Origin of the sequence: Microbacterium sp. CFBP 8801, from assembly GCF_014839455.1 — a bacterium.
Lineage (GTDB): Bacteria > Actinomycetota > Actinomycetes > Actinomycetales > Microbacteriaceae > Microbacterium.
This window is the reverse complement of sequence record NZ_JACYNU010000001.1, coordinates 252,426-278,167: the sequence shown is the minus strand read 5'-3', so window position 1 is coordinate 278,167 and position 25,742 is coordinate 252,426. Positions and strand designations below refer to the sequence as shown.

The following is a 25,742-nucleotide window of genomic DNA, read 5'->3' as shown; positions in this document are numbered from 1 at the left end:
AGCCCCACCCGGAGCGATCCGCCCGGGGAGACAGAGGGGGATCACATGATCATCAAGCGCACTCCGCTCGCCGCCCTGGCGGCGTCGGCATTGCTGCTGCTGGCCGGCTGTTCGGGAGGCGGCGCTCCGGCGGCCGATCAGTCCAAGGCCGACGCGTGCGACATCGTCAAGACGCAGTTCGAAGAGGTCAGCAAGGCGGGCTCGTCGATGAGCTCGTCCGACCCCGAGGCCGCGATGACGAGTTTCAAGAGCCTCGCGACGAACGTCGACGACGCGTTCTCGTCGATCACGAACACCGAGGTCGCACCCGCTGCCGCCCAGGCGAGCGGTGCGCTGAACGACTACGTCGCCTTCCTCGAGGGCGTCGTCGCCGACCCGAGCGGCGTCGACGGCTTGGGCGAGCAGGTGCAGACGCTGCAGCAGAGCTTCACCGACGCCGCGGCGGTCTGCGCCGGCTGACGTCGCGATACGCGCGCTGAGGGGCGGGGCCGGTGTCGGCTCCGCCCCTCCGTGCGGGAGGGAGGGGCCGATCCGGGGCCGCCGCCTCGCCGCGGCGCGGACCTCGGGCATCTCCCACGGTAGGTGCGGTCAGGCCGTCGTCGCGACCCCACGGACGCGCACGCACGCGAACGGCCTGCGGTGTCTGCGCTCCGGGGGCGTCTGCGGGGGGCCGGGGCTGCTCAGTCGTCCGAGGTCGGCATGTCGGAGGTCAGCGTCTCAGAGGTCGCTTCGTCTACGTCGCCGACAGCCCTCGCGCCGCCGTCTGCGGTGACGTCAGCGGTCGCGTCGGCGATCGCATCCGCGTTGCCGCCGTCCTCGCCGTCAAGAGCCGCGGGCCCTTGCTCGACCAGCACGCGGAACTGTGCGGCGTCGAGGATGCGCAGACCGAGCTCTTCGGCCTTCGCCAGCTTCGACCCGGCTCCCGGGCCGGCCGCCACGAAGTCCGTCTTCTTCGACACGCTCGACGCGGCCTTGCCTCCGGCGGCGAGGATGGCCTCCTGCGCCCCCTCTCGGGAGTACCCCTCGAGAGACCCGGTCGCCACGACCGTGAGCCCCGCGAGCACACCACCGGCGGCTGCTGCGGCGCCCGGCCCCGGGTGGCCGGGGATGGCGAAGCGCACGCCCGCGGCCGTCCATCGCTCGACGATCTCGCGGTGCCAGTCGACCTCGAACCAGTCGATGACCGCGTCGGCGATGATGCCCCCGACGCCCTCGACGGCGGCGAGCTCTTCTCGCGAGGCCGCGCGGACGGCATCCAGCGATCCGAACCACTGCGCGAGCGCGCGGGCGGCCACCGGTCCGACGTGGCGGATGTTCAGCGAGACGAGCAGACGGTACAGGTCTTTGGTCTTGGCCTTCTCGAGTTCGGCCACCAGTTTCAGCGCCTGCTCCGACGGACGCACCTCGCGGTGATCCTTGCGGATGCCGCGGCGTCGGCGCTCGGCGGGATCGAGGTCCTCGGTCCCCGGCGGATACGTGGCCGGGCCGAGCTTCTGGAACGGCGCGCGACGCACGAGGTCTCCGGTGTCGGGGTCGACCTTGCGCTCGCCCGTCTCGGAGTCGCGCACGACGACCTCGATGGGAACGAGCTGCTCGATCGTGAGATCGAACAACCCCGCCTCGGTGTCGAGGGGTGGGCGGTCGGGGACCTCGGGCTGGGTGAGCGCCGCGGCGGTCACTTCGCCGAGCGCCTCGATGTCGAGCGCGCCGCGGGAGCCGATGTGCTCGACACGCCCCCGCACCTGCGCGGGGCAGGAGCGGGCGTTCGGACACCGCAGGTCGATGTCGCCCTCTTTCGCGGGGCGCAGCGGGGTGCCGCACTCGGGACAGTCGGCGGGCATGACGAACGCGCGTTCCGTGCCGTCGCGCAACTCGACCACCGGGCCGAGGACCTCGGGGATGACGTCGCCCGCCTTGCGCAGCACGACCGTGTCGCCGATGAGCACGCCCTTGACCTTGACCACGTCTTGATTGTGGAGAGTGGCCTGGCGCACCACGCTGCCGGCGACCTTCGCCGGCTCCATCACGGCGAAGGGCGTGGCGCGCCCGGTACGCCCGACCGAGACGACGATGTCGATGAGCTTCGTATTGACCTGCTCCGGCGGGTACTTGTAGGCGATGGCCCAGCGCGGAGCGCGGCTCGTGGCGCCGAGCTCGTCGTGCAGCGCCAGCTCGTCGACCTTGACCACGACGCCGTCGATCTCGTGCTCCACGTCGTGGCGGTGCTCGCCGTAGTGCGCGACGAACGACAGAACGCCGTCGATCGAGGATTCGACCCGGCTGTACGGCGACGTGGGGAGTCCCCACGACGCCAACAGGTCGTAGATCTCGCTCTGGGCGGCGACCGGCGGATCGGGCCACGCGCCGAGGCCGTGGACGTATAGAGAGAGCGAGTCGATGCGGGCGAGGCCGGCCTCGAGCTCGAGGCCGGTCTTCTTCTCGATCTGCTGGCGCAGTCCGCCGCTGGCCGCGTTGCGCGGATTGGCGAACGCGGGGAACCGTCGCGCGGCCGCCTGCTCGGCCTTCTCTTCGTCGAAGGCCCGGTTGCCGCGTCGACCGGCGGCGCGCTCGCGGGACTCGGCCACTGCGCGCTCTCGGTACTCGCCCTGCAGTCTGTTGAGGTTCTCGAACTTCGCGACCGGAATGAACACCTCGCCGCGCACCTCGACGAGGGCGGGATGCCCCTCGCCGGACAGTTGTCGCGGAACGCCGGCGAGACGGAGCGCGTTGTCGGTCACGATCTCACCGACGCGCCCGTCACCCCGGGTGGCCGCCGAGGTGAGAACGCCGTGCTCATAGCGGAGGTTGAGGGCGAGGCCGTCGATCTTGAGCTCGCTGAGCCAGTGCACCGCTCGACCCGCCGCCGCCTCGGTTTTCACCGCCCAGTCGCGCAGCTCGTCGGGAGAGAAGACGTTGTCGAGGCTCAGCATGCGCTCGGCGTGCTCGATGGTGGCGAGGTCGGTGGCCTCGGCGGCGCCCACCGACTGCGTGGGGCTGTCCTGCCCCTGCAGCTCGGGGTGCAGCCGCTCGATGGCCTCGAGTCGTTGCATCCATCCGTCGTAGGTGGCGTCGTCGACGAGCTCGGCGTCCCGGCCGTAGTACGCCTCGCGCGCGTCGACGATGCGCTGCGTCAGGTCGGCCGCCTCGACGCGCGCGTCGTCGAGAGAAAGGTCGGGAAGCTGGTCGTGCTCGGTCACGTCCTCCAGCTTAGGGAGGGGTTCCGACATCGCCGTCGGGGTTGCCTCACTGGCGTGATGAGCGGAGTGCCAGGGACCAACGGAGGACCGATGCCACGGCATCCACCCTCCCCCGAACCCACACCCTCCGCTCATCACCGCCGGCGGACCCCCACGCCCGCGCGAGAAGGTCAGGCGTCGACCGGTACCGCCGACACCGTCCGGTCGATCGTGAACTGGCCCATCACGCGCGTGCCGTCGTACAGCACAGCCGTCTGCCCGGGGGCGACGCCGTCGAACGGCTTCTCGGGACGCACGGTGAGCACACCGTCCACCAGAGAAGCGCAAGCGGGCACCGGGTCGGCGTGCGCGCGGATCTGCACGTGGCAGTCGAAGCGGTCCTCCGCGGGTGCCCGGCCGGCCCAGGTGAAGCGCTCCCCCGCGATCTCGGCGCACGCGAGTGCCTCTTTCGGCCCCACCACGACGGTGTTGTTGATCGGGCGCACCTCGAGCACGAAGCGCGGCTTGCCGTCGGAGGCGGGAACGCCGAGCGACAGGCCCCGTCGCTGACCGACGGTGAAGGCGTGCGCCCCCTCGTGCGTGCCGACGACGGCGCCCGAGCGGTCGAGGATCTCGCCGCGCTCGGCTCCGACCTTGTCGGCGAGCCAGCCGCGCGTGTCGCCGTCGGGGATGAAGCAGATGTCGTGGCTGTCGGGCTTCTGGGCCACGGTCAGCCCGCGCTCGGCCGCCTCGGCGCGCACGAGGGCCTTCGACGGGGTCGACCCCAGCGGGAAGTAGGTGTGGGCCAACTGCTCCGCCGTCAGCACGCCGAGCACGTACGACTGATCCTTGGCATTGTCGGACGCACGGTGCAGCTCCCGCCCGTCGGGCGTGTCGATGAGCGTGGCGTAGTGCCCGGTGCACACGGCGTCGAAGCCGAGCTCGAGGGCGCGTTCCAGCAGGGCTGCGAACTTGATCTTCTCGTTGCACCGCATGCACGGGTTGGGGGTGCGCCCCGCGCGGTACTCCGACACGAAGTCGTCGATGACGTCGTCGCGGAACCGCTCCGAGAAATCCCAGACGTAGAAGGGCATGCCGAGCTTGTCGGCGGCGCGACGGGCGTCCATCGCGTCTTCGATCGTGCAGCATCCGCGACTGCCGGCGCGCAGCGTTCCACCCGCGCGCGACAGCGCCAGGTGCACGCCCACCACGTCGTGGCCCGCCTCCACCGCGCGGGCCGCGGCCACCGCGGAGTCGACGCCACCGCTCATCGCCGCCAGAACTCGCATGGGTCCAGTCTACGAACGCGGGGCTGAACGGGCGCCGGATGCCACGGCCCGGGCGTACGCGTCGGGAAGACGAGCGAGCACCGCCTGGACGTCCGCCGACGTCGAGGTGCGTCCCAGGCTGAACCGCAGCACCGAGCGGGCGGCGCGGTCGTCGAGTCCGAGAGCGAGGACGACGTGCGAGGGCTCGGCGACACCGGCCTGGCACGCCGATCCCGTCGACACGGCGATCCCCGCCATGTCGAGCAGGAACAGCAGCGTCTCGCCCGCGGCATCCGGGAACAGCACGTGCGCGTTTCCGGCAAGCCGATCCGTCGGATCGCCCAGCAGGCGCGCCGCCGGGACGGAGCTCAGGATGCCGTCGACCAGGCGATCGCGCAGCGCTCGGAGCCGTGCGTTCTCGCCCTTGCGCTCGGCCTCGGCGGCGGTGGCCGCGGCGGCGAAGGCGGCGGCTCCCGCGACGTCCTGCGTTCCGGCGCGCAGCCCCCGCTGCTGCCCGCCCCCGTGCACGAGGGCCGTCAGCTTCGCGTGCCGCGACACCACCGCGGCCCCCACCCCGACGGGGCCGCCGACCTTGTGCGCCGAGACCGACATCGCCGCCAGTCCCCCGGTCGCGGTCCCGGCACCCCGCCAGGCCGCGAAGTCGACCGCGATCTGACCGAGCGCCGAGACGGCGTCGAGATGCAGGGGAACCCCGGCTCCGGATGCCAGCTCCGCGAGAGCCGCCGGATTCTGCACCGTCCCGACTTCGTTGTTGGCCACGAGCGCGGTGGCGACGGCGGCCCCCGGCAGCGCCGCGGCGAACGCGTCGGCGTCGATCCGACCGAGGGCGTCGAGGCCGACCGGGCGTACGAGCGCGCCCTGGGTGGCGAGCCAGCTCACGACGTCGAGCGTGGCGTGATGCTCGCCGTCGGGCAGAACGAGGGCGTCGACCCCGGTCGGGCGGGACCACCACAGCCCCTTCAGGGCGAGATTGGCCGCCTCGGTGCCGCTGCCGGTGAAGACGATCTCGATGGCCTGGCACCCCAGTACGAGGGCGAGCTGGTCGCGGGCGTCTTCGAGCAGGCGACGCGCCGCCTGGCCGGCCCCGTGGATCGACGACGGATTGCCCAGCACATCGTGTGCGGCGAGCCAGGCATAGCGCGCTTCTGCGCGCAACGGCGTGGTCGCTGCGTGATCGAGGTAGACCTGCATCGTGCTGTCCTTCCGACGACGCCTGCCGCCGTTCACTACCCTAAGACGCATGGTCCGACCCGAGACTGTCCTTCCCGCCCGCCCCGGCCTGCTCGGCAGCGCCTTCGACGATCTCGGAGTGAGGCTGGGCCCCGATGGCGGCACCCTCCGGGTGTGGTCGGGTCACGCCGACGCGATGCAGATGCTCGTGTTCGACGACGTCGACCTCGACTGGGCGACCGAGACGGTGACGATGGTCCCCCTCGGCGACGGGGTGTTCGAGGCGACCTCCGCCCTGCTGCGGCCCGGAGCCCGCTACGCCATCCGCGTGGGCGGTCCGCTCGGCCCCGGCAACACCTTCAATCCGCAGACGCTCCTGGTCGAGCCGTACGCGCGGGGACTCGTCTCGGGCAACTTCGGCGATTGGCGCGCGGTCGTGGTCGAGGGCGGCTTCGATTGGGGCACGTCGACGAAACCGCGCGTGCCGCTGGACAAGACCGTGATCTACGAGGGCCACGTGAAGGGGCTGACCAAGCGGCATCCCTTCATTCCGCCGGCGCTGCACGGCACCTACGCCGGTCTCGCGCACCCCGCGATGATCGATCACTTCCTGTCGCTCGGCATCACCAGCGTCGAGCTGCTGCCGATCCACGCCTTCGCGACCGAGCCGCGTCTGCTGCAGCTGGGGCTGACGAACTACTGGGGCTACAACAGCCTCAACTTCTTCACCCCGCACGCCGCCTACGCCACCGCCGCCAGCCGCGCCGAGGGTCCCGAGGCGGTGCTGCGCGAGTTCAAGGGCATGGTGAAGCTGCTGCACGAGGCCGGCCTCGAGGTCATCCTCGATGTGGTCTACAACCACACCGCCGAAGAGGGCATCGGCGGCCCCCGCACGAGCTTGCGGGGCATCGACAACCGGTCGTACTACCGCCAGACCGACGACGGCGCCTACATCGACGAGACCGGGTGCGGCAACGCGGTCGACACCTCGACCGACGCCGCGGCGCGGCTGGTCCTCGATTCGCTGCGTTACTGGGCGAACGACGTGCAGATCGACGGGTTCCGCTTCGACCTCGCCGTCACGCTGGGCCGCGACGAGCGGCACTCGTTCACGCCGGAGCATCCGCTGCTCCAGGCCATCCGCGACGACGCCGAACTCGCCGACGTGAAGCTCATCGTCGAGCCGTGGGACGTCGGCATGGGCGGGTGGCAGACGGGGAACTTCGGCGACGGCTGGCAGGAGTGGAACGACCGCTACCGCGACCGGGTGCGCAACTTCTGGCTGAGCGACATCGACTACGCCCGCCGCGCCGACACCGCCCCCGTGGGGATCGGCGGCTTCGCCACGCGCCTGGCGGGCTCCTCGAATACGTTCTCAGAGGAGCGCGGACCGCTCGCGAGCATCAACTTCGTGACGGCGCACGACGGCTTCACGCTGCGCGACCTCGTCTCGTACGACGTCAAGCACAACCTGGGCAACGGCGAGCAGAACCGCGACGGCGCCGACACCAACCGCTCCTTCAACCACGGCGCCGAAGGGCGCACCGATGACGAACGCGTCCTCGCCACCCGTCGCAAGGCCATGCGCAACCTGATGGGCACGCTGCTCGTATCGGCCGGCATCCCGATGATCACCGCGGGCGACGAGATGGGACGCACCCAGCGGGGCAACAACAACGCCTACTGCCACGACTCGGCCCTCACCTGGCTGTCGTGGGATCTCGCGCCCTGGCAGCGCGATCTGTTCGCGCACACGCAGCGTCTGCTGCAGATCCGCCGCGACAACCCGGCCCTGCGTCCTCGGCGGTTCGCCCGACTCGGGGAGCGCATCCCCTCGGCCTCGGTGATGCAGTGGTTCGACGAGAAGGGGCGCACGATGTCGAGCGACGCCTTCAACGACCCCGCGCATCGCACGCTGCAATACCTCGCGACCTCGACGCCCGAGCACGAGGACCTCAACCAGGTCCTGCTGGTCGTGCACGGGACCGAGGCGCCGGCCGACATCGTGCTGCCCGCCCTCGACGACGATGCCGGCACGGCCTACGTCTCGCTGTGGTCCAGTGCCGACGAGGCGCCGACCCCCGGCGGGGAGCGTTTCGCCCCCGGCGAGACGGTCTCGCTGGCGGGTGCGTCGATGCGTTTGTTCCGCGTCGAGTAAGCGACGCGCGCTGTCAAGGGCGCGAGAAAGGTGAGGGCACGTCGTCGCCCCGCGGTAGGTTCGGACCGTGGCTGACACGACGACTCTCACGCCCGAGCTGCCCTGGCGCAGTGCCGCCTCGATCCCCGTGCGGCCGGTCAAGCCGACACCGACGTCACGGAACGTGGTCACCCCACGCATCCCCCTGGCTCTTCCGCATCCGAGTGTTCCCGGCGGGCGGTTCCGACCGTCGGCCTTCGTCGGCGAAGCCGTGCCCTTCACGGTGACCGCCTTCCGCGAGGGACACGATCTGATCGGCGTGCACGTGCGCCTGTTCTCGCCCTCGGGCGACGAGTCACTGCACCGTCTCAGCCCACTGAACGACGGGTTCGACCGCTGGTCGGCGCTCGTGGTCCCCCTCGAGCAGGGTGTCTGGCGGTTCCGGTTCGAGTCCTACGCCGACGACTTCGCCACCTGGGAGCACGCGGCAGACCTGAAGATCGCCGCGGGCGTCGACGTCGCCGTCATGCGCGAGATGGGCGCTCAGCTCTTCGACCGCGCCCGAGGCGAGAAGAAGCGCCCCGGCAGCGACAAAGACGTGCTGTACGACGCCGCGCGGGCACTCCGCGACCCCGACACGCACGACGACGTCGCCCTCGACATCGTCCGCGACCCCGCGATCGCCGCGTTGTTCCACGCCCGGCCCCTGATGGGTCTGGTCTCGGTCGGGCGCGACGCCGAACTGCTCGTCGAACGCACCCGCGCCGGTGTCGGCTCGTGGTACGAGTTCTTCCCCCGCTCCGAGGGCGCCACGCGCGCCGAGGACGGCAGCGTCGTCAGCGGAACCTTCCGCACCGCCGCCGAGCGCCTCCCCGCCGTCGCCGCGATGGGCTTCGACGTGCTGTACCTGCCGCCGATTCATCCGATCGGTCAGACCAACCGCAAGGGCCCGAACAACACCCTCGTCACCCAGCCGGGCGACCCCGGTTCGCCGTGGGCCATCGGCGGGGCCGCGGGCGGGCACGACAGCGTGCACCCCGACCTCGGCACTCTCGACGACTTCCGCGCCTTCGTCGCCGCGGCGCGCGAGAACGACATCGAGGTGGCCCTCGACCTCGCCCTCCAGGCCTCCCCCGACCACCCGTGGGTCACCGAGCACCCCGAGTGGTTCACGACGCTCCCCGACGGCTCCATCGCCTTCGCCGAGAACCCGCCGAAGAAGTACCAGGACATCTACCCGGTCAACTTCGACAACGACCCCGACGGCATCCGCGCCGAGGTGCTGCGGATCGCGCGCCACTGGATCGCCCAGGGCGTCAAGATCTTCCGCGTCGACAACCCGCACACCAAGCCGTTGCAGTTCTGGGAGTGGCTCATCGCCACCGTCAGCGCCGAAGAGCCCGACGCGGTCTTCCTCGCCGAGGCGTTCACGCGCCCAGCTCCCCTGCAGGGGCTCGCGATGGCCGGGTTCCAGCAGAGCTACACCTACTTCACGTGGCGCAACACGAAGGAAGAACTCGAGGAGTTCCTCTCGGGCCTCGCGCACGAGACCGACGACTTCCTCCGTCCCAACCTCTTCGTGAACACTCCCGACATCCTCACCGAGTACCTGCAGTTCGGCGGTCGACCGGCGTACAAGATCCGCGCCGCGATCGCCGCCACCGCAGCCCCCACGTACGGCGTGTACGCCGGGTACGAGCTGTACGAGAACGTCGCGCGTCCCGGCGCCGAAGAAAACATCGACAACGAGAAGTTCGAGTACAAGTTCCGCGACTGGGCCGGTGCCGAGGCGGCGGGCGACTCGCTGGCCCCGTACCTGCGCATGCTCAACGAGGCCCGACGCGCGCACCCCGCCCTCGGCCAGCTGCGCAACCTCAGCGTGCACTGGAGCGACGACGACGCGATCCTCGTCTACTCGAAGCACCTCGATGCCGCCCTGTCACCCACCGGCGAGAGCGACACGATCATCGTGATCGCCAACGTCGACCCGCACTCGACCCGCGAGAGCACCGTCCACCTCGACACCACCGTCTGGGGTGTCGAACCGGGAACGTCGTACGACGTCGAAGATCTCGTGACGGGACAGGTCTGGACCTGGGCCGACCACAACTTCGTGCGTCTCGACGCCTTCACCGAGCCCGTGCACATCCTGCACGTCAAGGAGAACCGATGACCACTCTTCCTCCCGAGATCCTGGATGCCGTGGCGAACGGCGCGCACCACGACCCGCACAGCGTGCTCGGCGTGCACGAGGGCGCCGACGGCTGGGTCCTGCGCGCGCGGCGCCCTCTCGCGCGCGAGGTGGCTGCCGATCTCGCCACCGGTGACAGCGTCACCCTCGAGCACGTGCACGGCGGCGTGTGGGAAGTCGCTCTCGCCGAGAACCCCGGCCGGTACACGCTGCGCACGACCTACGACGACGGGGTCGAGAACGCCACCGACGACGGCTATCGGCACGCTCCCTCGATCGGCGAGCTCGACCTGCACCTCATCTCCGAGGGGCGTCACGAAGAACTCTGGCGGGTCCTGGGCGCCCACATCCGCGAGATGGACGGCTCCGCCGGTACGGCCTTCACGGTGTGGGCGCCCGACGCCCGCGCCCTGCGCGTGATCGGCGACTTCAACGGCTGGGACGGCACGGGCAGCGCGATGCGCTCGATGGGCGGCAGCGGCGTCTGGGAGCTCTTCGTGCCCGGCATCGGCGCGGGCACCCGCTACAAGTTCGAGATCCTCACCCGCGGCGGTGCCTGGATCCAAAAGGCCGACCCGATGGCCCGCCTGGCCGAGGTCCCCCCGGCCACGGCCTCGGTCGTCACCGAGTCCGAGTACGCCTGGTCGGATGACGCGTGGATCGAGGAACGCTCGACGACCGCTCCGCTGGACCGCCCGATGTCGATCTACGAGCTGCACCTCGCGTCGTGGAAACCCGGGCTGTCGTACCGTGACGCCGCCGACGAGATCATCGACTACGTCGGGGCCCAGGGCTTCACGCACGTCGAGTTCCTCCCGCTCGCCGAGCACCCGTTCGGCGGTTCCTGGGGCTACCAGGTCTCGGGCTACTACGCTCCGACGAGCCGCTTCGGAGACCCCGACGACCTGCGCTACCTCATCGACCGGCTGCACCAGGCCGGCATCGGCGTGATCATGGATTGGGTCCCCGGCCACTTCCCCAAAGACGAGTTCGCGCTCGCGCGCTTCGACGGCGAGCCCCTGTACGAGCACCCCGACCCCCGGCGCGGGGAGCACAAGGACTGGGGCACGCTCATCTTCGACTACGGCCGCAACGAGGTGCGCAACTTCCTCGTCGCGAACGCGCTGTACTGGTTCGAGGAGTTCCACGTCGACGGTCTGCGCGTGGATGCCGTGGCATCCATGCTCTACCTCGATTACTCGCGCAACGACGGCGAGTGGGCCCCCAACCAGTTCGGCGGGCGCGAGAACCTGGAGGCCATCCGGTTCCTGCAGGAGGTCAACGCGACCTCGTACAAGCGTTATCCGGGCATCGCGATCATCGCCGAGGAGTCGACCAGCTTCCCCGGGGTGACCGCCCCCACCTCGCACGCCGGACTCGGTTTCGGGTTCAAGTGGAACATGGGCTGGATGAACGACTCGCTGCAGTACATCGGGCGCGATCCCATGTACCGCTCGCACCACGAGGGCGAGCTGTCGTTCTCGTTCGTCTACTCGTTCAGCGAGAACTTCGTGCTCCCCATCAGCCACGACGAGGTCGTGCACGGCAAGGGGAGCCTCTTCGGCCGCATGCCGGGCGACCACTGGCAGAAACTCGCCAACATGCGCGCGTTCCTCGCCTACATGTGGGGCCACCCGGGCAAGCAGCTGCTCTTCATGGGCCAGGAGTTCGGCCAGATGTCGGAGTGGTCGGAGTCGCGCGGCCTCGACTGGTGGATGCTCGACCAGCCGTCGCACGCGCAGTTGCACGCCTTCGTCGCCGAGCTCAACCGCGTGTACCGCGACCAGGCCGCCCTGTGGTCGCGCGACCACGACGGTGCCGCGTTCTCGCGTCTGGGCGCTCCCGCGTGGAACCCCAACGTGCTGGCGTTCGCGCGCCGCGACCACCACGGCAACACCATCGCCGTGCTGTGCAACTTCTCGGGCGTCCCGCTCGGGGACTTCCCCATCGACCTGCCCGAAGCGGGAACGTGGACCGAGATCCTCAACAGCGATGCCGAGGCGTTCGGCGGCTCGGGTCAGGGCAACTTCGGTGCGGTGACGACCGATTCCCGCGGCAGCGCCGTCGTCACGCTCCCGCCCCTGGGCGTGCTGTGGCTGCACCACCGCGCCGGGAGCTGACCTCGGCGAACGACGAAGGCCCCACCCTCGATCGGGTGGGGCCTTCGTCGTCGGCTCAGAAGAGCAGGGATGCCAGACGGGTACGCGCGCGGATGACGCGGGCGTCGTCGTCGCCGACGAGACCGAACAGCTCGAGGATGCGTTCGCGAACGGGCGCCCGATCGTCGGCCGGGAGCTCGGCGAACAGATCGAGAAGACGCGCGAAGGCGTCGTCGACGTGGCCGCCCACGAGGTCGAGGTCCGCAACCAGGAACTGCGCGTCGAAATCGGTGGGAGCTGCGGCCGCGGCCGCACGGGCGGCCTGGAGGTCGGCATCCTGCACGCGGGCGAGCAGGCGCACCTGTCCGAGTCCGGCGCGGGCATCGGCGTCGCGGGGGTCTTCGACCAGCGCCTGCTCGTAGGCGGTGATCGCCCGGGCGTAGTCGCCCTCTTCGATCGCGGCGAACGCCTCGGCGTGCAGCGGGGGCAGAACCGGCTCTTCGGGCTCGGCGACCGCATCGGCGGCGCCGTCGACGGGGATCGTGCCTGTGACGCCGTGCTGAGCCGCGAGCTGCAGCAGCTGGGCGAACACCTCGCGCACCTGCTCCTCGGGGACGGCGCCCGTGAACAACGGCACGGGCTGGCCGGCGACGAGCGCCAGCACCATCGGGATCGACTGCGCGCGGAAGCCCTGGGCGAGCTGCGGGTTGGCGTCGACGTCGACCTTGGCGAGCACGAGACGGCCCGCGAGCTCGGTCACGACCTTCTCGAGCACGGGGCTCAGCTGCTTGCAGGGACCGCACCACTCCGCCCACAGGTCGATGACGACCGGAACGGTCCGCGACAGCTCGAGCACCTCACCGAAGCTGGCATCGGTGACGTCGAAGACGAGGGGCAGCGCTCCCGACGGCGGGGCCGCCGGGGCGGCCTCACCGGCGGCGGGGGGCTGCGGGCGGTTGCGCAGCGACGAGAGGTCGACGGCACCGCGCATGACGGAACCGGGGGCGGGAGTGCTCACGGGGACACCTTCGCTTCGAGGAGGCTGGATCGGTAACCGAGCAGGCGGATCTGGTCGTCCGAGCCTTGGCTGGGGACGTAGAAGAAGACCTGGTCGGAGTAGGTGGTGGTGAAGCCCGTCGCCGACTGGTCGACGCCGGTCAGCGCCTTCACCGCCGGGTTGTTGTCGAGCTTGATCACGGCGTCGGCGTTCGTGGGCTTGGCCGTGTCGCTCTCGTACACGTTGACCGCGACGATCGCGCCGGTGTCGAGGGTGGCCAGAGCGATCGGCGAGGCGGGACCGGCCGAGGCGGCGAAGCTGATCTCGGCCGTGCCCTGACCCGTCTGATTCAGCTCGTCGGTGCGCTTGGTCTTGTTGTCCTGGATGGCGGTCAGCAGCAGGTCGTTCGCCGTGTCGAAGAGGCCGTACGAGGCACTGTTCTGCCCGTTGTTGATGATGTCGGAGTAGGCCTCCGCGACCTTCTGCGGCTCCATGACCAGGAACGACGAGTCCGGGGGAACCTGCGTGGCGCCCACGTACGGGGCGGCCAGCTCGGGCAGGTTGGTCGAGGCCTCGAGGTTTCCGACGTACGCGGCCTTGTACTCGGCCCAGGGCGTCTCTTGCGTCATCATCATGATCGTCGTGGTCGGAGTCGCCGCGTCAGCGGACTCCACGACCGTCATGAGCGTGCGCGGCCACGCGCCGGTGGTCTGCGGCAGGATGATCTGCACCGGTTCGGCCGGGATGGCGGGGAGGGCCGGACGGTCGGTGATCGCCGCCCGCAGCGTGTAGTTGGTCTCGCGCTCCGCGAGCGCCGGTCCCGTCAGGCGGGTCGCGGCGGCGGTCTTGTCGAGGGACGCGTCGGCCTGCGTCACCGCGGTCGACACGCGCGAGACGATGCGCGTCGCCTGCGCCTCGGTGACGGCCGGCGGGAACTGGCCCTCGGGCACGATGACGGTCGGGGACGCACTCGGCGTCTCGGTCGCGGCCAACTGCGGCCACGCATCGGCGGAGCAACCGGCGAGCAGGGTGAGCGAGACACCGAGCGCGGGGACCGCGATGAGGGCGCGTCGTCCACCACCCAGGGCTCCGCGCACCCGACCCCGGCGGGCCGGCGACTCGCTCACGACACCCGTGCCCGCCGTCCGGGACTCGCCGATCGAGATGGGCTCGGTCACGGGCAGCGGGAGGCCCTTGCGGCGCGGGCGGCGCGAACGACGCACGTGCCGGATGCCGAGGAGGTACAGCACGAGACCGGCGAGAAGCGCGATGCCGCCGCCCACGATCAGCGGGCCCGCCCAGGGTGTGCTGTCGTCGATCGGCCACGTCACGCTGATGTCGGAGGGGGCGGGAGCGATACCGTCCGAGGCCACCAGGACGCTCATGTCGGCGGGAAGCTGCAGAGTGGTCGACAGCGAACCGGTCTGTTCGAACTCGTCGAGCCACAGGTCGGAATCGACCGGGCTGCGCCCGGCGACCTCGCCCGTCGCGGTCGCGGTGGGCTCGACGACCGACGTCTGGAGGCTGCCCTCGCCGCCGGGGACCACCGAGGTGTACCGCGTGTCCGACAGCCACGCCTGCATGTCGGAGGTGCGCCCGTACGACACGAACACGGCTCCGTCACCCGCGACGCGCAGCGTCTGCGCGCCCGGGGTGCTGGTGAGAACCGACCCGTCGATGAGCGTGTAGGGCGTGGTGCCCTCGGTCTGCACGGCCGCGGTGGTCTCGGACGGACCCTGGAATACGGTCCGCTGAGCGATGCCCGCACCGATCATGGCGGCGGCGATGACGAACGCCACCACGGCCCAGACAAATCTCACTCTTCACACCATCCCCACCGGCGGCCCTGGCACCACCGAAGAATCGACGTTTCAGAATAGCCGAGGACGCCTGAAAGTTCGCGGCGAGGCCCGTCGCGCACGTTCGAGGGCGCGGCGTCAGTATCCTGACGACAACGGGCGCCGTCGCACCCGTCCGAGGCGGGAGTCGTCGTCATGAAGATCCACAATCCTTTCCAGGTGGCGCTGCTGGCGACGCTCGGCGTCGGCGTCGGGCTGCTGCTGATCGGCAGCGTCGAGAACCTGTCCACGATCCTGCTGTACGTGGGAACGGCCCTCTTCCTCTCGCTGGGCCTCGATCCCGTCGTCTCGTTCCTCGAGAAGCGCGGTCTCCCCCGGTGGGCGGCGGTCCTCGTGACGATCCTCGGGGTGCTGGGGATCTTCGCCGGCATCATCGTGATGGTCGTGCCGATCATCGTCGGGCAGATCACCCAGCTCGTGGTGCAGATCGAGCAGCTCTTGCAGCCGACCCGGTGGAACGAGATCGTCACGCAGGTGCAGACCTGGGTCGAGCAGACCCTCCCCTGGTTGCGCCTCGACGAGGTGTGGGCCGGTGTGCAGCAGTGGGTCACCACGCTCGACGTGGGTTCCATCTCGACGATGGTGGGCAACAGCCTCCTCACGATCGGCGGTGCGGTGGCGGCCGGCCTCGGCGGCGCGTTCATCGTGCTCATCCTGACGATCTACTTCACGGCATCCACCCCGTCGCTCAAGTCGGCGGTCTACCAGTTGGTCCCCGCGTCGAAGCGCGCGCGGTTCATCGAGCTGGCCGAGAAGATCACCGATTCCGTCGGCTACTACGTCATGGGTCAGGTGAGCCTGGGCGTGATCAACGGCGTGCTGAGCGCGATCTTCCTGTCGATCATCAACGCCCCGTTCCCGGCCGTGCTCGCCGTGATCGCCTTCTTCTTCTCGTTGATCCCGCTCGTGGGTACGCTCACCGGGTCGACGATCATCGTGCTGACGTGCCTTCTGCCCGGGCTCGGATCTCCCACGACGGCGCTGATCGCGCTGGTCTACTACCTCGTCTACATGCAGATCGAGGCGTACGTCATCTCGCCGCGCATCATGAACCGCGCCGTCTCGGTACCCGGTGCCGTCGTCGTGATCTCGGCCCTCGCCGGCGGTGCGCTGCTCAACCTGCTCGGCGCCCTTATCGCCATCCCCGTGGCCGCGAGCATCCTCATCATCTACCGCGAGGTGATCATCCCGCGGCAGAACGAGCGGTGATCGAGAGTCGGCGCTCCGTCACCCCGCGAGACCGGCCGAGCCGTTCGCCTCGCGTGGGAGACCGTCGTCAGCCGTCGAGGTCTCCGTCCCACTCCACGGGGAGCGGCAGCGCGTCGGGGTTCACGGCGGCGACGATCTCGGTGAGCACCCGACGGGTCTGGGTCTCGCCCACCCACAGGTGCTTCCCGCCCTCGACGGCGATCAGGGTGGCATCCGGAACGGACGCGAATCGCTCCCGCGCCTCATCCGGTCGCAGGTAGTCGTCGAATTCGGGAACCAGCACGACCATGCGCCGCGCGTCGCCGGCCCACGCGGCGACCTCTTCGGCCGTCGCACGATGCAGCGGCGGCGAGAGCAGGATGACGCCCTCGACGTCGTGATCGCGACCGTACTTCAGCGCCAGCTCGGTGCCGAACGACCACCCGACCAACCACGGTCGGGGAAGACCCCGCTCGCGCGCGAAGTCCACGGCCGCGGCGACGTCGAACACCTCGCTCGCTCCCCCGTCGAAAGTGCCCTCGCTCGTTCCGCGGGGTGACGTGGTGCCGCGCGTGTTGAAGCGCAGCACCGCCAGGTCGGCCAGGGCCGGCAGTCGCCCCGCGGCCTTGCGCAGGATGTGCGAGTCCATGAAGCCGCCCGCCGCCGGCAGCGGATGCAGGGTCACCAGCGTCGCGACGGGTTCCCGCTCGAGCGGAAGGGCGAGCTCGCCGACGAGGGTGAGCTCGTCGACCGTCCGCAGCTCGATGTCCTCACGACGGGCGGGGAGCAGAACGGGTCCGCGTATCTCCATCAGGCGATCCTCCAACAGTGCGTGTGCCAATGGCGTCGGGCGGCGAGGTCGGCGGCGTCACCGAGCACGCCGTCGGCCCGCCAGACGACGAGGTGGGCGGTTCCGGCCACGACCGCGCGACCGCAGCCGGGGCAGACGTAGTCCTTCAGCGCTTGCGGTGCCGAGATCGGCTGCACGGTCCAGTCGATCCCGCGCTTGACCTCGGTGCGCTTCCACCCGGCGATCAGGCGGTCGAGGGAATCCTCGCCGCGGCCGGGTTCCGGACGACGTTTACGGGAGCGGGGCATGGGCGCCGCTCACCACCAGTGGTTGCTGGTCCAGAACGCGTAGGCCCCGGCCCAGCTGCCGTACCGGCCCGTGGCGTACCCGGTGGCCCAGCGCAGGTTGTCGACCGGGTCGTAGCCGTTTCCGGGCACCTTGCTGCACGGCAGCGCCTGCACGAGACCGCACGCGCCCGAGGAGCGGTTGGTCGCGTTCGGGTTCCAGCCGCTCTCACGGCTGACGATGTAGTCGACGTAGCCCATGTCCGCGTCGGAGATGCCCGCCGCCGCCATCCACTCGCCCGGGGCACCGCCGCCGGAGTAGAACAGCGGTCCGGCGTCGCCCGCCGACGATCCCGACCCGCTCGACGGCGTGGGGGTGGGTGTCGGGGTCGGCTTCGGCTTCACGTAGACGTTGTAGCTCGAGCGATCGAGCACGGGAGCCTGCTTCTCGCCCGAGGTCGATACGGCCTGCGTATCTCCGAGACCCTCGGCGTACAGCGTGACCGTGCGGGGTTCGTCCGCCTGAGCCGGCGTCAGCGCCGCACCCATCGGACCGACGTACGCGGCGGCGAAGAGCACCGCGGCGCACGAGGCGAAGACACCGACCACTCCGCGTCGGCGAGACCAGCGCGGCGCCGAACGACGCGGAAGCGCGGGCGGCACGACGTCGACGGACACCACGCCCCGGCGGGCGGCGCGGGACGAGGAGGCACGCGAGAGGTCTGAACCGGCAGTCACAGTGTGCTCGAGTCTACCGACGCCCGCGGGCGCGTGCCACGTGAACGGGTCATCCGACGGCGAGCATGACCTCGACGACGGCATCGAGCACGGCGTCGACCTGCGCCTCGCGGTATCCGCCGCGCTGCATGCGGAAGGCGACGGCGCGCACCTGCTCGGGCGTGACGGGGTGGCCCGCCGCCAGATACCCCGCGACTCGGTCGGCGACGACGTCGACCTCGTCGACGCGGTAGCCGTAACGGAGCAGACCGACGCGATCGAAGCGTTCGCCGCGCGGGCGGCCCAGACGATCGAGCACGACCTGGGCCGTGTCGCGCGTCTCGGCGACCCACGCCCGCGCGCCCAGGCGCGACAGGGCGAACTCCCGCTCGCGGGCGGCGAAGGCGTCCTCGACGCGTCCGAGCGCCGCGTCGACGGCGGCGACCGCGTAACCGCCGCGCACCAGGGGGAAGGCGGCAGCGCGGATCTCCGACGAGCGCAGCGCTCCCTCGGCATCCGCTTCAAACGCCTCGCGCGCCTGCGCGAGGAAGGCGTCGACGGCCCGCTTCTCGTAGCCCTTGGAGCGCCCGGAGGCCTCGGGGAACGGCGTCGCGCTCACTCGATCGTGGATCGGGGTCTCGGTCATGACACTCCCAGCGGGGCGAGCACGTAGAACATCACCAGCGCGGCGGTGGCCGACGGCAGGATCGAGTCGAGGCGGTCGAGCACTCCCCCGTGGCCGGGGATCCACGAGCTCATGTCCTTGATGCCGAGGTCGCGCTTGAGCATCGACTCACCCAGGTCGCCGACCGTCGCCGTCGCCAGGACGACGGCGCCGAAGATGAGACCCGCCCACCACGGCACCTGCAGCATGAAGACGGCCAGCAGCGCCCCGGCGACGAGGGCGGCGACGCAGGCCCCGGCGAAGCCCTCCCAGGTCTTCTTCGGGCTGATGCGGGGGGCCATCGGATGCCGCCCACCGCGCCCGAACGTCAAGCCCGACACGTACGCGCCGGTGTCGGCGGCGACGGCCAGGATGAGGAACGCCAGCACCCACCATTCGCCGCGCGGCTGCGCGAGCAGAATCAGCGCGACGCTGGTGAGGAAGGGGACGTAGAGCTGCACGAAGCCGCCGACGAGAACGTCGCCGATCACCTCGATGGGCGCGCGACCGTCGTCCGAGAACAGCTGCGCGGTGAGGCGCCACACGATGACCACGACGACCGCGACCAGGGTGGCGACCCAGTGCACCCACGCGCCGAGGAAGAACCCGCTGAGCACGAGCAGGAAGCCCATGACGAGCTGGGGCACCACATCGACGCGCCGCCCGGCCACCTGGAGCGCGCGCGAGAACTCGAGCACGCCCAGCACCATGGCCGCCGCGGCGAACAGCACGAAGAGCCACTTGACGAAGACCAGCGACGCGATCACGATCACGCCGATGCCGACGCCGATCAGTGTGGCGACGATGAGGTCGCGGCCCGTGCGCTGCTTGAGACGCTCGTTGGCCTGGTCGAACTCCGCGCGGGCATGCGCGATGTGCTGCTCGGCGTCGGTGCGCATCGCCCGCAGCTGCGACTCGATCGCGGTCACGCCCTCGCCCGTGATCGGCGAACGGCGCACCGGATCAGCCCGGCGAGCATCGGTCGGATCGATCGGATCGGTGTCGCCGGTCCCGGGCAGGTCGGTCATGACTCAGACCTCGAGGAGTTCGGCCTCTTTGCGCTTGAGAGCCTCGTCGATCTTGTCGACGTGCGTGCGCGTGAGGCCATCGAGGTCCTTCTCGGCGCGGACGAGCTCGTCTTCGCCGACATCGCTCTTCAGCGCGTCGAGGTCGTCCTTGGCCTTGCGGCGGAGGTTGCGCACCTGCACCTTGGCGTCTTCGCCCTTGCCGCGCACGATCTTGACGTACTCCTTGCGGCGGTCCTGGGTGAGCTCCGGCATGGTGATGCGCACGATCGTGCCGTCGTTCGTCGGGTTGACCCCGAGGTTCGGCATGTCGCGGATCGCCTGCTCGATCGCCTTCAGCGCCGACTTGTCGTAGGGGTTCACCACGAGCGTGCGGGCCTCGGGGTTGTTCAGCGAGGCGAGCTGACCGAGAGGGGTGGGCGAACCGTAGTAGTCGACCAGCACCTTCTGGAACATCTGGGGGTTCGCGCGTCCGGTACGGACGGTCGCGAAGTCCTCCTTGGCGGCCTCCACGGCACGATCCATGCGCGCTCCGGCATCGGCGAGGACATCGGCGATCACGGTGACTCCATTCGTTGGGACTGACTTCTCAGTCTAGCCGTGTGCGGACCCGGCTCCCCGGGCCCGCACGGCGCGTCATGTGGTGACCAGGGTGCCCATCGTCTCGCCGAGCAGCGCACGGGTGACGTTGCCGGCCGGCTCCATGCCGAACACGCGCATGTCGATGCCGTTGTCCATGCACAGGCTGAACGCCGTCGAGTCGACGACCTTGAGACCCTTCTGCAGAGCGTCGCGGTAGGTGAGGTGATCGAGCTTGACGGCGTCGGCGTCGGTGCGCGGGTCGGCGGTGTAGACGCCGTCGACGCCGTTCTTGGCGACGAGCACCTCGATGGCGCCGATCTCGAGCGCGCGCTGGGCGGCGACGGTGTCGGTGGAGAAGTACGGCAGCCCCGCTCCCGCGCCGAAGATGACCACGCGGCCCTTCTCGAGGTGGCGCACGGCGCGACGCGGAATGTAGGGCTCGGCTACCTGCGTCATCGAGATGGCGGACTGCACGCGGGTGGCCGCTCCCGCCTGCTCGAGGAAGTCCTGCAGGGCGAGTGCGTTCATCACGGTGCCCAGCATGCCCATGTAGTCGGCGCGCCCGCGGTCCATGCCGCGCTGGCTCAGCTCGGCTCCGCGGAAGAAGTTGCCACCGCCGACCACGATCGCGATCTCGACCCGGTCGACCGCCTCGGCGATCTCGCGGGCGATCTGGCTCACGACGTCGGGATTCACGCCCAGTTGGCCCCCGCCGAATGCCTCCCCCGACAGCTTCAGCAGTACACGGCGGCGCTTGGTGGCTTCATCGATCACGTGTGGTGTCCTCTCGTCTTGAACAAACTAGCTCCCCGCCCGCGTCGACCGAAACGACCCCCGGGCAGGGAAAAGGCCCGGGATGCCATGGCACCCCGGGCCTCGTCATGCGTGGATTACGCGCCGACCTTGAAGCGGGCGAAGTCGGTCAGGGTGAGACCGGCGTCGGACGCGACCTTGGCGACGGACAGCTTGTTGTCCTTCGCGTAGTCCTGGTCGAGCAGCGAGACCTGCTTGAAGAACGCGTTGACACGGCCCTCGACGATCTTCGGAAGGGCGGCCTCGGGCTTGCCCTCGTTGCGGGAGATCTCGGTGACGATCTCGCGCTCCTTCTCGACGTCGGCCTCGGGCACGGCGTCGCGCGTGAGGTACGAGGGGTTGGCGAACGAGATGTGCTGCGCGATGGAGCGAGCGGTCTCGGCGTCGTCGCCCGTGTAGGCCAGGACCACGCCGACCTGCGGGGGCAGGTCCTTGCTGGTCTTGTGCAGGTAGACCTCGAACTTGTCGCCCGAGATGGTGCGCACGCGACGGAGCTCGACCTTCTCGCCGATGATCGCGGCCTCGTCCGAGATGAGCTGCTCGACGGTCTTGCCGTCGGCGTCGGCGGCCAGGGCGGCCTCGACCGAGTCGGCGCCGGCGGCGGACGCCGCGTCGACGACCTTGTCGGCCAGAGCGATGAAGCGCTCGTTCTTGGCGACGAAGTCGGTCTCGCAGGCGAGCTCGAGCAGCGTGACGGTGCCGTTAACCTCGCGCGCGGCGACGAGGCCCTCGCTGGTCGAACGGTCGGCGCGCTTGGCGTTGCCCTTTGCACCCTTGAGGCGCAGGATCTCGACGGCCTTCTCGACGTCGCCGTCAGCCTCTTCGAGCGCTTTCTTGGTGTCGACCATGCCCGTGCCGAGCTGCTCGCGCAGCGCCTTGATGTCGGCGATCGTGAAGTTTGCCATGGTGTGGCGGTCTCCTTGTCGTTTGCGTTCTAGATGTGAGCCCGGCGGGGCCGTGTCACCACCCTCGCGAAGAGGGGGCGGTCACGACCCCGCCGGATCGTAGCCTGTGCGGGTGACGCCCCGGCCACCCGAGGGTGACCGGGGGTCGCGCGGCTTACTTGCTGTCGGTGGCCTCGGCGTCGGCGACCTCGGTCGCGGTCTCGCCCGACGCGTCGGCGACGGCCTCGTCGTGAGCCTCGGCGCCCGCGGCGTCGTCAGCCGACTCGGTGGCGGCCTCGGTGGTCTCGGCGTCGGTCTCGGCCGCAGCCTCGTCGGACGTGCCCGAGGTGAGCAGCTCGCGCTCCCACTCGGCGAGCGGCTCGGCGGCCTCGGCCTCGGCCTCGCCGGCGGGCTGGTGGCGCTGGATGAGGCCCTCGGCGGCGGCGTCGGCGATGATGCGCGTGAGCAGGCTCACCGAGCGGATCGCGTCGTCGTTACCGGGGATCGGGTACTGGAACTCGTCGGGGTCGGCGTTCGTGTCGAGGATGCCGATGACGGGGATGCCGAGCTTCTTGGCCTCGTCGACCGCGAGGTGCTCGCGCTTGGCGTCGACCACCCAGATGGCCGAGGGGGTCTTCTGCAGGTTGCGGATACCACCGAGCGACTTGTGCAGCTTGTCGAGCTCGCGCTTCTTGAGCAGCAGCTCCTTCTTGGTGAAGCCACTCTCGGCCGGGTTCTCGTAGTCGAGCTCTTCGAGCTCCTTCATACGGGCGAGGCGCTTCGACACCGTCTGGAAGTTGGTGAGGAGGCCACCGAGCCAGCGCTGGTTGACGTAGGGCTGGCCCACGCGCGTCGCCTGCTCGGCGAGGACTTCCTGCGCCTGCTTCTTGGTGCCGACGAAGAGGATGGTGCCGCCGTGCGCAACGGTCTCTTTGACGAACTCGTAAGCCTTGTCGATGTACCCGAGCGACTGCTGCAGGTCGATGATGTGGATGCCGGAGCGCTCGGTCAGGATGAAGCGCTTGACCTTCGGGTTCCACCGGCGGGTCTGGTGTCCGAAGTGAACGCCGCTGTCGAGCAGCTGGCGGATGGTGACGACGGCCATGGTCGTACTCCTGTTTCTGGGCGCTTTCGCGCCGTGGTTGTGGTTGTTCGCGTCGGACGATGCGTTCGACGAGCCTGGTGCCCGGCGCACACCCGCCATCCGCCGGAGCGGAGGACCATGGGGTGTGGATGCCGCGCGATGCGCTGCCCCGAGGGGCGGCGCGCTGCGCTGAGGGCACGCGGAGTCATCCCGACAAGCGAGATGCGTCCTCCAGCATACAGGACGCCTCCTCCCCACCGCGTGCATGAGAGGGACCGTCACCGTCACGCCCGATTCGCCCTCGAGGGCACGGAACGGGGCGGGAGACTTCGGCCATGCGATCCCGGCCCCTCGTCCCGCGCGCGCTCCGGTTCGCGATGATCCTCGCCCTGCTGCTCGCGGCGAACCCGACGGTCGGCGGCGATCCGCTCGCCGATCGGGGGTGGGTGTGGCCGGTGCAGACGGTGCAGCTCCTCCGTCCCTTCGAGGCCCCCGCCCACCGCTACGGTCCGGGCCACCGCGGAATCGACCTCGCGACCCCCGAGCCGGTGCGCTCCCCCGCCGACGGTCGCATCGCCTTCGCCGGAGCGGTGGCCGGACGCCTCGTCGTCACCATCGACCACGGAGACGGTCTGGTCACGACCCTCGAGCCCGTGGCGACCGGCCTGGTCACCGGTGACCGCATCGCCCGCGGAGCCGTCGTGGGCACCGTCGCCCCCGAAGGTCACACCCGGCCGCACACGCTGCACTTCGGCGTGCGGCTGGACGGCGAGTACATCAATCCGCTGCGTCTGCTGGGCGGCGTTCCGCGAGCGGTTCTGCTGCCCTGCTGCTGACGACGGGACCGGGCGGCGCGCTTCCGCGACGTCACCTGCTCGCTGCGGGCGGCCGGGCGTCAGCCGATCTGGTTACCGCGACCATCGACCGTGGTCTGGCCGACTCCCCCGCCGGCGCGGACGATGTTGTCCTGTCCGCGTACCGTGACCGATGAGACGGCACCACCGGCGTCGACGGTCGTGCGGTCGCCGCTGAGGTCGACGCTGCCGATGGCGCCGCCCGACGAGACAGCCGCATCGTTGCCCTGCACGACGAGCGCATCGATCGCCGACGCGGACACCCGGACTCGATCGCCCGAGACGCGCAGGGAACGGATCGTCGCGCCCGCGGCATCCACCGTCAGCGCGGACCCCGAGACGGTGAGTTCGGCGCAGGTGCCGACGACGCGGACCGTCTGTTCGGCGCCCGAGACGTTCTGCGAGCCTCCGTCGCCGCACGAGAGGGCATCGGGGTCCGACGCCGGCGTCGAGGGATCGGGCACGGGTGCGACCGTCGGCGCCGTGGTCGGAGGCAGGGTGACGACCGTCGGCGAGGGCGCGGCAGCGGTCGGAGGCGCGGAGGTGACGACCGCTCCCGGGGGGAGGCGCGTCTCGACGGGCGTCGGCTGCAGCGCGCACCCGGCGAGCGAGAGGACGAGCACGACGGCACCCGCCGCGGCGGAGACGGATCGGCGATTCACCCGGCTCACGCTACGTCCGCCGACGGGGCGAGCGCCAGCGGCTGGCCGCGCAGAGCGTGCATCGGGTCGCGGTATCGGGCCGTCACGCGGGGTCGGGCACGCGCGGGCCCACGCCGGATCGAGCCCGTGCACGCTCGAGCTCGCGCGGCCAGCGCCTACTCGGCCCCGTAGCTGCTCGGGTGCGGTGATGCTGAGGTGCTCGAATGCCAGACACGTGGCTGCTCCGAGGCCCGCATGCTCTGCGGCTCGGACACCACGTGCGCGGCTGGTCAGACGCCCGGGTGCTTAGGCCCGCGGATGCGCGAGCTTGTACGCCTCCCGCAGCCGTTCGCCAGAGACGTGGGTGTAGATCTGCGTGGTTCCGAGGCTGGCGTGTCCGAGGATCTCCTGCACCGCGCGCAGGTCGGCGCCCCCGTCGAGCAGGTGCGTCGCTGCGGAGTGGCGTAGCGCGTGGGGTCCCAGGGTCTCGGCCCCGACGACGGGGGCCACGGTGCGCGAGACGAGGGAGTGCACGGTCCGTGGTCCCAGGCGCCGGCCTCGCGCGCCGAGGAACACCGCGCGCCCCGCGCCCCCCTCACCCCGCGCCGAGAGGACCGGGCGCGCGCGGACCAGGTAGGCGTCGAGGGAGAGGCCGGCGGGAACGCCGTAGGGCACGACGCGCTCCTTGTCGCCCTTCCCGCGCAGACGCAGGGTGCGACGCTCGGGGTCGATGTCGTCGAGGTCGAGACCGCAGATCTCCGACACGCGGGCGCCCGAGCCGTAGAGCATCTCGAGCAGGGCGTGGTCGCGCAGCGCGAGCGGATCGCCCTCGCGCGCGTTCTCGGCCGCCGTCGCCAACACGCCCTCGAGTGCCTGAGCGGTGGCCACGGCCGGCAGCGTGCGACCGCGCTTGGGGGCGACGAGGCGTTGCGCGGGGTCGCCGTCGATCAGCCCCGCGTCCTTCGCCCAGGCGAGGAATCCCCGCACCGCCGACGTCCGTCGCGCCGCGGTGGCCTTCGACAGCCCCGACGTGGATGCCTCCCACTGCCATTCGCGGAGGTCCTCGACGCCGAGCGCCGCGACCTCCGGATCGCCGGTCGCCCCCGTGAGGTCGGCCAGATCGGCCCGGTACGCGCGCACCGTCGCCGACGAGAGCCGGCGCACGTCGGAGAGGTGGGTGAGATACCCCTCGACGGCTTCCGAAACATGCACGGCTCCACCCTGCCCGCCACGCACGACGGAGCCCGGCGCGACGCGCACTCCGACCGCGATCGCATCGAACGGACGACCGACGGCGC

Annotated in this window: 22 protein-coding genes; 6 read left to right on the top strand and 16 right to left on the bottom strand. The window is 70.6% G+C overall.

What is annotated here, in order from left to right; genetic code table 11:
* The first annotated feature begins 45 nt into the window (after window positions 1-45).
* Window positions 46-459 (top strand): hypothetical protein, encoded by a 414-nt coding sequence (locus IFR11_RS01320; RefSeq protein ID WP_055836747.1) that lies wholly within the window; start codon window positions 46-48, stop codon window positions 457-459.
* Between the two features lie 221 nt (window positions 460-680).
* Here IFR11_RS01320 and ligA read toward each other — a convergent pair whose 3' ends face one another.
* The 3 genes from ligA to IFR11_RS01305 all read right to left on the bottom strand — a co-directional run bounded on the left by ligA (window position 681) and on the right by IFR11_RS01305 (window position 5,656).
* A complete protein-coding gene (gene ligA / locus IFR11_RS01315; protein ID WP_244630510.1) occupies window positions 681-3,227 on the bottom strand; it encodes an NAD-dependent DNA ligase LigA in 2,547 nt (848 codons plus the stop codon).
* A gap of 140 nt (window positions 3,228-3,367) precedes the next feature.
* Window positions 3,368-4,465 (bottom strand): tRNA 2-thiouridine(34) synthase MnmA, encoded by a 1,098-nt coding sequence (gene mnmA, locus IFR11_RS01310; protein WP_191914972.1) that lies wholly within the window; start codon window positions 4,463-4,465, stop codon window positions 3,368-3,370.
* A 9-nt stretch (window positions 4,466-4,474) separates the two neighbouring features.
* The gene (locus tag IFR11_RS01305; protein ID WP_191914971.1) at window positions 4,475-5,656 is read right to left on the bottom strand and encodes a cysteine desulfurase family protein; all 1,182 of its coding nucleotides are present in this window, start codon (window positions 5,654-5,656) and stop codon (window positions 4,475-4,477) included.
* Window positions 5,657-5,705: 49 nt separating this feature from the next.
* Here IFR11_RS01305 and glgX point away from each other — a divergent pair, with 49 nt between their 5' ends.
* The 3 genes from glgX to glgB all read left to right on the top strand — a co-directional run bounded on the left by glgX (window position 5,706) and on the right by glgB (window position 12,083).
* Complete coding sequence (glgX, locus tag IFR11_RS01300) at window positions 5,706-7,793, top strand: glycogen debranching protein GlgX (RefSeq protein ID WP_191914970.1); 2,088 nt, start codon at window positions 5,706-5,708, stop codon at window positions 7,791-7,793.
* 67 nt (window positions 7,794-7,860) lie between these two features.
* The gene (locus IFR11_RS01295; protein WP_191914969.1) at window positions 7,861-9,945 is read left to right on the top strand and encodes a maltotransferase domain-containing protein; all 2,085 of its coding nucleotides are present in this window, start codon (window positions 7,861-7,863) and stop codon (window positions 9,943-9,945) included.
* Window positions 9,942-12,083, top strand: a complete 2,142-nt coding sequence (gene glgB / locus IFR11_RS01290) for a 1,4-alpha-glucan branching protein GlgB (protein ID WP_191914968.1) — start codon at window positions 9,942-9,944, stop codon at window positions 12,081-12,083. The genes IFR11_RS01295 and glgB overlap by 4 nt, the downstream gene beginning before the upstream one ends.
* Before the next feature lie 55 nt (window positions 12,084-12,138).
* Here the strand turns inward: glgB and IFR11_RS01285 are convergent, their stop codons facing one another.
* Together IFR11_RS01285 and IFR11_RS01280 are read right to left on the bottom strand one after the other, a co-directional pair.
* Window positions 12,139-13,080, bottom strand: a complete 942-nt coding sequence (locus IFR11_RS01285; RefSeq protein WP_191914967.1) for a tetratricopeptide repeat protein — start codon at window positions 13,078-13,080, stop codon at window positions 12,139-12,141.
* Window positions 13,077-14,879 carry a hypothetical protein gene (locus IFR11_RS01280; RefSeq protein ID WP_055836724.1) on the bottom strand — a complete coding sequence of 601 codons (1,803 nt, stop codon included), beginning with the start codon at window positions 14,877-14,879 and terminating at the stop codon, window positions 13,077-13,079. The genes IFR11_RS01285 and IFR11_RS01280 overlap by 4 nt, the downstream gene beginning before the upstream one ends.
* Window positions 14,880-15,053: 174 nt before the next feature.
* Between IFR11_RS01280 and IFR11_RS01275 the strand changes: the two genes are divergently transcribed.
* Window positions 15,054-16,127: an AI-2E family transporter gene (locus IFR11_RS01275; protein WP_055939859.1), complete on the top strand. Its 1,074-nt coding sequence runs from the start codon at window positions 15,054-15,056 to the stop codon at window positions 16,125-16,127.
* A 67-nt stretch (window positions 16,128-16,194) separates the two neighbouring features.
* Here the strand turns inward: IFR11_RS01275 and IFR11_RS01270 are convergent, their stop codons facing one another.
* The 9 genes from IFR11_RS01270 to rpsB form a co-directional block, all read right to left on the bottom strand.
* On the bottom strand, window positions 16,195-16,917 hold the full coding sequence (locus tag IFR11_RS01270; protein WP_191914966.1) for an alpha/beta hydrolase: 723 nt from the start codon (window positions 16,915-16,917) through the stop codon (window positions 16,195-16,197).
* Window positions 16,917-17,204 (bottom strand): hypothetical protein, encoded by a 288-nt coding sequence (locus IFR11_RS01265; protein WP_055836713.1) that lies wholly within the window; start codon window positions 17,202-17,204, stop codon window positions 16,917-16,919. Before IFR11_RS01265 ends, IFR11_RS01270 begins: the two co-directional genes overlap by 1 nt.
* Before the next feature lie 9 nt (window positions 17,205-17,213).
* The gene (locus IFR11_RS01260) at window positions 17,214-17,918 is read right to left on the bottom strand and encodes an aggregation-promoting factor C-terminal-like domain-containing protein (RefSeq protein WP_235561599.1); all 705 of its coding nucleotides are present in this window, start codon (window positions 17,916-17,918) and stop codon (window positions 17,214-17,216) included.
* A 49-nt stretch (window positions 17,919-17,967) separates the two neighbouring features.
* Window positions 17,968-18,543 (bottom strand): DivIVA domain-containing protein, encoded by a 576-nt coding sequence (locus tag IFR11_RS01255; RefSeq protein WP_055836710.1) that lies wholly within the window; start codon window positions 18,541-18,543, stop codon window positions 17,968-17,970.
* Complete coding sequence (locus tag IFR11_RS01250) at window positions 18,540-19,589, bottom strand: phosphatidate cytidylyltransferase (protein ID WP_191914965.1); 1,050 nt, start codon at window positions 19,587-19,589, stop codon at window positions 18,540-18,542. The genes IFR11_RS01255 and IFR11_RS01250 overlap by 4 nt, the downstream gene beginning before the upstream one ends.
* Window positions 19,590-19,592: 3 nt before the next feature.
* The gene (gene frr / locus IFR11_RS01245; protein WP_055836704.1) at window positions 19,593-20,147 is read right to left on the bottom strand and encodes a ribosome recycling factor; all 555 of its coding nucleotides are present in this window, start codon (window positions 20,145-20,147) and stop codon (window positions 19,593-19,595) included.
* Window positions 20,148-20,222: 75 nt separating this feature from the next.
* Window positions 20,223-20,942 carry a UMP kinase gene (gene pyrH / locus IFR11_RS01240; protein WP_055836701.1) on the bottom strand — a complete coding sequence of 240 codons (720 nt, stop codon included), beginning with the start codon at window positions 20,940-20,942 and terminating at the stop codon, window positions 20,223-20,225.
* A gap of 116 nt (window positions 20,943-21,058) precedes the next feature.
* On the bottom strand, window positions 21,059-21,886 hold the full coding sequence (tsf, locus tag IFR11_RS01235; protein WP_191914964.1) for a translation elongation factor Ts: 828 nt from the start codon (window positions 21,884-21,886) through the stop codon (window positions 21,059-21,061).
* 154 nt (window positions 21,887-22,040) lie between these two features.
* Window positions 22,041-22,970: a 30S ribosomal protein S2 gene (rpsB, locus tag IFR11_RS01230; protein ID WP_055836696.1), complete on the bottom strand. Its 930-nt coding sequence runs from the start codon at window positions 22,968-22,970 to the stop codon at window positions 22,041-22,043.
* Window positions 22,971-23,284: 314 nt separating this feature from the next.
* Between rpsB and IFR11_RS01225 the strand changes: the two genes are divergently transcribed.
* Window positions 23,285-23,785 (top strand): murein hydrolase activator EnvC family protein, encoded by a 501-nt coding sequence (locus tag IFR11_RS01225; RefSeq protein ID WP_191914963.1) that lies wholly within the window; start codon window positions 23,285-23,287, stop codon window positions 23,783-23,785.
* A gap of 59 nt (window positions 23,786-23,844) precedes the next feature.
* Here IFR11_RS01225 and IFR11_RS01220 read toward each other — a convergent pair whose 3' ends face one another.
* The gene (locus tag IFR11_RS01220; protein WP_191914962.1) at window positions 23,845-24,465 is read right to left on the bottom strand and encodes a DUF3060 domain-containing protein; all 621 of its coding nucleotides are present in this window, start codon (window positions 24,463-24,465) and stop codon (window positions 23,845-23,847) included.
* Between the two features lie 285 nt (window positions 24,466-24,750).
* The gene (locus IFR11_RS01215; RefSeq protein ID WP_191914961.1) at window positions 24,751-25,656 is read right to left on the bottom strand and encodes a tyrosine-type recombinase/integrase; all 906 of its coding nucleotides are present in this window, start codon (window positions 25,654-25,656) and stop codon (window positions 24,751-24,753) included.
* Between the last annotated feature and the right edge of the window lie 86 nt (window positions 25,657-25,742).